General features: G+C 38.0%; 4 protein-coding genes and 1 CRISPR repeat array. Of the genes, 1 reads left to right on the forward strand and 3 read right to left on the reverse strand.

Going from position 1 to position 7,575, the window contains the following annotated elements; genetic code table 11:
- Positions 1–289: 289 nt before the first annotated feature.
- Together ACYZZR_RS04865 and ACYZZR_RS04870 are read right to left on the reverse strand one after the other, a co-directional pair.
- The gene (locus ACYZZR_RS04865; protein ID WP_461532877.1) at positions 290–1,888 is read right to left on the reverse strand and encodes an N-acyl-D-amino-acid deacylase family protein; all 1,599 of its coding nucleotides are present in this window, start codon (positions 1,886–1,888) and stop codon (positions 290–292) included.
- 3 nt (positions 1,889–1,891) lie between these two features.
- A complete protein-coding gene (locus ACYZZR_RS04870) occupies positions 1,892–2,494 on the reverse strand; it encodes a hypothetical protein (RefSeq protein WP_461532878.1) in 603 nt (200 codons plus the stop codon).
- An 873-nt stretch (positions 2,495–3,367) separates the two neighbouring features.
- Here ACYZZR_RS04870 and ACYZZR_RS04875 point away from each other — a divergent pair.
- Positions 3,368–4,015: a VTT domain-containing protein gene (locus ACYZZR_RS04875; protein ID WP_461532879.1), complete on the forward strand. Its 648-nt coding sequence runs from the start codon at positions 3,368–3,370 to the stop codon at positions 4,013–4,015.
- On the opposite strand, the gene ACYZZR_RS04880 is transcribed toward ACYZZR_RS04875, so the two are convergent.
- On the reverse strand, positions 3,965–4,570 hold the full coding sequence (locus tag ACYZZR_RS04880) for a hypothetical protein (RefSeq protein WP_461532880.1): 606 nt from the start codon (positions 4,568–4,570) through the stop codon (positions 3,965–3,967). The two genes, ACYZZR_RS04875 and ACYZZR_RS04880, sit on opposite strands and share 51 nt — an antisense overlap.
- Positions 4,571–4,637: 67 nt before the next feature.
- Positions 4,638–7,565: direct repeats of the CRISPR family, unit length 50 nt; unit sequence GTTGTGAATTGCTTTCAAAAATTTGTAGATTTACAGGGATTCGTTCCAAC.
- Positions 7,566–7,575 lie beyond the last annotated feature (10 nt).

The raw sequence follows: 7,575 nt of genomic DNA on the forward strand, positions 1-7,575 counted from the left end.
TTCAGATTTAATTTAAAAATACAAAAAATTCCTATAAAATAAGAAAGGTTTTTATTCAATTATAAGAGAATATAATTTACATCTCATTCCATCATACCATATCACCACTGTAGATATCATCACAAGAATACTGTAAACAAAAACATTATAAACAGCTTTGACAATCGGTTTGTTTTAGGGGGAATTATTGTAGGATGTTGGGGTTAAGGAGAAGGGATCTCAATAAAAAAATGGGGATGTTGCAGTGCAACATCCCCACAGGGATATGATTATTCCTAAAGGAATTTAGCTATTTTGTTTCCTCTTTAAACCTCAAGGCTTTTCCGGCTAGTTTTCCGGTGTATTTCCCTTGATCTATGCTCAGTGTTCCATTGACAAAAACATAGGGAATTCCGGAGGGGTATTGTTCAGCCTTGACATAGTCGGCATTATCTTTAATTTCTTTGGGATCGAAGAGTACCAAATCGGCATAGTAGCCTTCTTTTACAAAACCTCTGTCTTTAATTTTAAAGGTTTCTGCTGTTTGTCCACTAGAGCGCTGTATGGCTCTCGAAAGGGATATAACCCCTTTTTTAATAGCGTATTCGCTCAGCAATTTGGCATAGCTACCAAAGGCTCTTGGGTGACCTCCACCTCCATCAGATCCGGTCATCACCCAGGGCTGTTTCATAAAGCGGTTTACATCTTCGTCAGACATGCTAAAAGAGTGAACCATAGGGCTCTTTTTTTCCAGTATGCGAACCACTGTTTCTTCCGGAGAGAGTTTCCATTCCTTTGCTATTTCGGCTATGTTTTTACCGTTTAAGAAATCGTCGGAGGGAATAGACAAATACAAGCCATCGGCTTTACCGGTTCTAATCTTTATAGTTTCTTTTACCTCTTTTACAATTTGGGCACGGGTATCTGGATCTTTAAAACGATTTCGCATGGCGGAACTTCCTCCATCTCTTGCCCAGCTGGGCACCAGGGCAGCGCTCAAGCTGGTACGCGATGCCAAATAAGGATACTGATTCGCCGTCACTTTAACACCTCTAGACTGTGCAGCTTCAATAACTTCAATAATCTCCTTACTCATACCCCACAGCTCAGGACCATCTACTTTGATATGAGAAAAGTGAACAGGTATACCTGCTTTTTCTCCTATCTCAATAACCTCTTCTACAGACTTGCGCACTCCAATGTTTTGTGCTCCTTCATCTCGTTGGTGTGTATCGTATATCCCTCCGTATTTGGCCGCTACTTTAGCCAATTCGATCACCTCTTCGGTATTTGCAAAAAAGGCAGGAGTATAAAAAAGTCCGGTAGACAATCCGAATCCCCCTTCCTGCATAGCTAGGTCGACCAGATTTTTCATGCGTTCCAATTGTTCCGGAGTCGCCAAAACATCATCATAGCCTACTATTTCCCTACGCAGTGTACTGTGCGGAACAAATGAAGCAGCATTTATCCCGATTCCCTGCTCGTCCCATTTGTCGAACATAGGTCCTAAAGGCAGGGGTCCGCCTCCATCACTACCTACAAAAACGGTGGTAACCCCTTGAGTAAGGCAGCGCAATACCGCTCGGGTTTTCGCCTTGCTGCTATTCAGTCGGGCAGTGTGATGTGTATGAGGATCTATAAAACCGGGAGATAAGTACAATCCGCTAGCATCAATTTTTCTGTCAACCGCAAACTGATTTTTAAAATCGCCTACAAAGACGATGCGTTCACCCCGCACTCCAACATCGAGCTGTAGCGAATCACCTCCACTTCCGTCGAAAACCCAGGCGTTTTCAATTAAATAATCGAGCGGCTGATTGTCTTGTGCGCAGAGTTTATTAAACAGTGCGCTACCCACCAATAGACCGGAAAATACAACGGTCTTTCCTAATTTTTCAAATGATATCATAATTTATGACTTATACTTTAATACTAATGTAAGCGTTCCTCGAGTACCCGGATTTTCAATATCGGATATATAGCCAATGGCATAGCTGTCTCTGGCCTTCGATTTAAACAAGACCACATCCCCTACTTCTAGTTTAGTCAACCGTCCTCCCGGCCCTTGCAGCAAAGGGTCGTGACTGTCGTTGTACACTGTATTATTACGACTCACATTAAAAAGTTCTTTTAAAGTCTCCAATGAATTTACACCGTCGAATACCGTTTTAGCATCCTTCTGATCCAATTTGATAAAAGTTCCGTCATTTCTTTGTTTCCATGCAGACACCTTGGCGAGCAAAGATTTTGAGAATGCTCTCAGTCCGGCATCGTTGGTAGGAACCATCAGGTTTGCTCCGGTACTCTTGCCGTGCAGATAGATAAAATCGATATCCCAACTATAGTAATAGCCCTCTACACCGGTGTATACCGCTTCTTTGTTTAAAGACACATAACCTTCCGGCACGGTGCGCTGTGCACCCAACTGATATTCCTTCTGTTTAAGAGGAGTATCTTGAGCCATTAATACCCCTGAAGAAATTAATAAAAATAAAAATACAAGCTGTTTCATCATTTTAAGTCGATTGATTAAAAAGCAGACACCCCCATTCTCAGTAAGAAATATCTACTACTACACAAATATATAAATCTCAGCCCCACAAACAGGCACTTAAATGTTAGATTTAGTAGAATTCGGAAAGTATATTTCTTAAGAACAAGTTATTAGTTTGTTAAAATTATCAGTTAAAAGGCCACACAATGCTTACAGCGGCTTTTCTCTAATTTGAAACACTCATTTCATCGATTAAAAATGCTTTTATTTACTACTTTTGCGAGGTGATACGAACGCTTAAAATTACAGGGATTATTTTTCTGTCTGCTATTTGCAGTCTGGCATTAGCCGGTAAGGAGACTATGAGCTCTCAGTTTACAGACCCTGTATATCAGCATGACGGGGAGCGCTATTCTGAGGTTAACCTCAGAGATATTCCCTATTGTAATATCAATGCAAAAAATTCAAAATCGGCGCGAAATACTTCTTCTGTCAATTCAAAATATAAAAATTTTGGCGGACTTTCAGTTATATCTTTTATAGAAGGAAATAGCATTAGAGCTATTTTCAAACAAAGCCGGAATTTATCGATTTGCTTTACGTATTTAGATCGAAAATCTGATATTATATTTCCCTTTCACAATTTTTGGTAACTGTTTAGATCGGCTGTAAATTTAGGCTTATCACTCAAAGAAGAGAACAGTGATATCTACATTTTGTATCGATACCATTAGACTTCTTTATTCCTATATCTACGGCGTAATCCACTGTGCTTACCCTTTAGCTTTGTATGGTATTCAGATCCCATCCATAAGCACACAGCGACTTTTACCACATATAAAAATTTCATTTTACAGGCACAAGGCCTTATTTAACAATTAGGTTGACATCAATATGGAACTACTGGAAATAATCTTGGATTTTATCATACATATCGACAAATATTTAATATGGATTATCGACGAATACGGAATATGGATATATCTCATTCTCTTTCTAATTATTTTTGTGGAAACCGGTTTGGTAGTGATGCCTTTTCTGCCGGGCGATTCTCTTTTATTTACCGCCGGAATGCTCTGTGCTACCGGTAGTATGAATGTGGTATACCTCGCTATTTTACTGTTTGTCGCTGCTGTTTTGGGCGACAACGTGAATTATAGAATAGGACATTATCTCGGACTAAAAGTGTTTAACAAAGAGTCTAGAATATTTAATGAAAAGCACCTGATAAAAACCAGGGCGTTCTTTGATAAATACGGTGGTAGTACGCTTATCATAGCGCGGTTTGTTCCATTTATACGAACCTATGCCCCATTTGTTGCCGGCGCTTCCTCTATGGATAAAAAGCGTTTTATGCTATACAACCTCGCAGGAGGAGCCTTGTGGATAGTATCACTGCTCTTACTGGGATACTTTTTCGGAAATCTGCCCATCGTACAAGAAAATTACAGTATTGTACTGCTGCTGATTTGTGTGATATCTATGGCTCCTTTATTTATTAAATTTATCACCAATCTCTTTAAGAAAAAACAGGAACAATAAACCCGTAAAATACGCCGTATAAGTATTTACGTTTACGCCATAAGTAGTTCCGGTTGTCGTATAGGTGATTATGTTTGCCGTATAAGTAATTAGGTTTGCCGTATAGGTAATTAGGTTTACCGCATAGGTAATTACGTTTACCGCATAAGTAATAAGGTTTACCGCATAGGTAATTACGTTTACTGCATAAGTAATAAGGTTTACCGCATAGGTAATTACGTTTACTGCATAAGTAATTACGTTTACCGTATAGGTTACTACGTTTGCCGTATACGTATTTATGTTTGTCGTATAGGTTATTACGTTTGCCGTATAGGTTAATACGTTTGTCGTATAAGTAATTAGGTTTGCCGTATAGGTTATTACGTTTGTCGTATAAGTAATTAGGTTTGCCGTATAGGTTATTACGTTTGTCGTATAGGTAATTACGTTTGCCGTATAGGTTATTACGTTTGTCGTATAGGCAATTACGTTTACTGCATAAGTAATTAGGTTTACCGTATAGGTAATTATGTTTGCCGTATACGTAAACCGGTTCGGCGTAAACGTAATCACTTAAATGGTTAAAATCGAGTTTTAAGGCTACTAGCAGCACTTTCCCTTAAAGTTCAAATTGCAATTCGTTGTGAATTGCTTTCAGAAATTTGTAGTTTTACAGGGATTCGTTCCAACAAAATCAGAAGGAATACAACCAAGCGACAGGTTGTGAATTGCTTTCAGAAATTTGTAGTTTTACAGGGATTCGTTCCAACAATGGCTTGATACTATCCTCGGTTTCCTTAGTTGTGAATTGCTTTCAGAAATTTGTAGTTTTACAGGGATTCGTTCCAACATCCATCTTCCATGTTTCTTTGGGTGGGTAGTTGTGAATTGCTTTCAGAAATTTGTAGTTTTACAGGGATTCGTTCCAACCGTTAGAATCCTCAGATACCCAGGCTTTAGTTGTGAATTGCTTTCAAAAATTTGTAGATTTACAGGGATTCGTTCCAACTAACATAATTTCCGTTTGCGTCCTGATACCGTTGTGAATTGCTTTCAAAAATTTGTAGATTTACAGGGATTCGTTCCAACGGAATAGGGTCAATTACCTTTCAAGCGCTAGTTGTGAATTGCTTTCAAAAATTTGTAGATTTACAGGGATTCGTTCCAACAAAGACTGGGTAAATGAAAGTTAACGGAGTGTTGTGAATTGCTTTCAAAAATTTGTAGATTTACAGGGATTCGTTCCAACATTAATAACTGTTCGTCGTTGTACGATCCTGTTGTGAATTGCTTTCAAAAATTTGTAGATTTACAGGGATTCGTTCCAACCTTTAATATTTTATAATGCCCATTTGGGTAGTTGTGAATTGCTTTCAAAAATTTGTAGATTTACAGGGATTCGTTCCAACAGGAGTAGTACAAGCAATGCGCACAATGGCGTTGTGAATTGCTTTCAAAAATTTGTAGATTTACAGGGATTCGTTCCAACTGGCGGGTTGGCGGGTTGAAATCAGTTTTTGTTGTGAATTGCTTTCAAAAATTTGTAGATTTACAGGGATTCGTTCCAACTTTTAAATTCTCTGCCCTTTCGGCGAGGTAGTTGTGAATTGCTTTCAAAAATTTGTAGATTTACAGGGATTCGTTCCAACAAGGTTAAAGACGTGGATGCAAAACGCAAAGTTGTGAATTGCTTTCAAAAATTTGAAGATTTACAGGGATTCGTTCCAACAATATTCTGCGTGTTCAACTCAAATCCGCCGTTGTGAATTGCTTTCAAAAATTTGTAGATTTACAGGGATTCGTTCCAACAGGAATCATGAGCACTACAGTAATGACACCGTTGTGAATTGCTTTCAAAAATTTGTAGATTTACAGGGATTCGTTCCAACGCTGCAGATAGCATTCGCAATTTCAACCAAGTTGTGAATTGCTTTCAAAAATTTGTAGATTTACAGGGATTCGTTCCAACTGGCTGCCGTATGGTCAACTCATGAAGATAGTTGTGAATTGCTTTCAAAAATTTGTAGATTTACAGGGATTCGTTCCAACTGCAGACGTACACAAATGGCATGGCAATACGTTGTGAATTGCTTTCAAAAATTTGTAGATTTACAGGGATTCGTTCCAACCTCCAATTGAATTTCATGATTAACATTTTAGTTGTGAATTGCTTTCAAAAATTTGTAGATTTACAGGGATTCGTTCCAACTAAATTCAAAAAAGACGCGAAAAAAATAAGTTGTGAATTGCTTTCAAAAATTTGTAGATTTACAGGGATTCGTTCCAACTTAGCGCTCCACGTCCAGCTAGAGTGCCTAGTTGTGAATTGCTTTCAAAAATTTGTAGATTTACAGGGATTCGTTCCAACGGAGCAGGAGGTAACCTATTAGGAAGCGTCGTTGTGAATTGCTTTCAAAAATTTGTAGATTTACAGGGATTCGTTCCAACCATACTAACAGTTATGAGCGTGGTTGCTGAGTTGTGAATTGCTTTCAAAAATTTGTAGATTTACAGGGATTCGTTCCAACGGTACAACCGACTTCAACAGCGAAACTATTGTTGTGAATTGCTTTCAAAAATTTGTAGATTTACAGGGATTCGTTCCAACTGGCTGCCGTATGGTCCAGTCATGAAGATAGTTGTGAATTGCTTTCAAAAATTTGTAGATTTACAGGGATTCGTTCCAACATCTAGGTCTAAAAGCTTTCCCAAGAACAGGTTGTGAATTGCTTTCAAAAATTTGTAGATTTACAGGGATTCGTTCCAACAGTCAAATCCGACGAATACGGTTATATTATGTTGTGAATTGCTTTCAAAAATTTGTAGATTTACAGGGATTCGTTCCAACAAGTGACCAGCAAAGCTCTAACGTTGAGATGTTGTGAATTGCTTTCAAAAATTTGTAGATTTACAGGGATTCGTTCCAACTACCGAAACTGATGTATTTCGACATCTATAGTTGTGAATTGCTTTCAAAAATTTGTAGATTTACAGGGATTCGTTCCAACACACTTAACAATGACACAGCTTAATGATCTGTTGTGAATTGCTTTCAAAAATTTGTAGATTTACAGGGATTCGTTCCAACGGTTTAGAAATAATACAAAGTCTAATTGCTGTTGTGAATTGCTTTCAAAAATTTGTAGATTTACAGGGATTCGTTCCAACATGGGCGAGTATAGGCTCACACAGCCAACCGTTGTGAATTGCTTTCAAAAATTTGTAGATTTACAGGGATTCGTTCCAACATGAAGTTTGAAATACAAAAAATACAGGCGGTTGTGAATTGCTTTCAAAAATTTGTAGATTTACAGGGATTCGTTCCAACATTTTTTGTAGCTGTTCCATTTTGTCTTTAGTTGTGAATTGCTTTCAAAAATTTGTAGATTTACAGGGATTCGTTCCAACTCTCTTGTTCTTTATCCATTTATCTTCTTAGTTGTGAATTGCTTTCAAAAATTTGTAGATTTACAGGGATTCGTTCCAACTCGATAGATTTAGGTTCGGCACTATCCGCAGTTGTGAATTGCTTTCAAAAATTTGTAGATTTACAGGGATTCGTTCCAACTCAAAAGAAA

It is taken from the genome of Sinomicrobium sp. (assembly GCA_029266035.1).
Lineage (GTDB): Bacteria > Bacteroidota > Bacteroidia > Flavobacteriales > Flavobacteriaceae > Sinomicrobium.

Bases quoted from the DNA above. Each gene is read 5' to 3' on its own strand.
- ACYZZR_RS04865 (WP_461532877.1), bottom strand. From the start codon at position 1,888: ATGATATCATTTGAAAAATTAGGAAAGACCGTTGTATTTTCCGGTCTA.
- ACYZZR_RS04875 (WP_461532879.1), top strand. From the start codon at position 3,368: ATGGAACTACTGGAAATAATCTTGGATTTTATCATACATATCGACAAA.
- ACYZZR_RS04870 (WP_461532878.1), bottom strand. From the start codon at position 2,494: ATGATGAAACAGCTTGTATTTTTATTTTTATTAATTTCTTCAGGGGTA.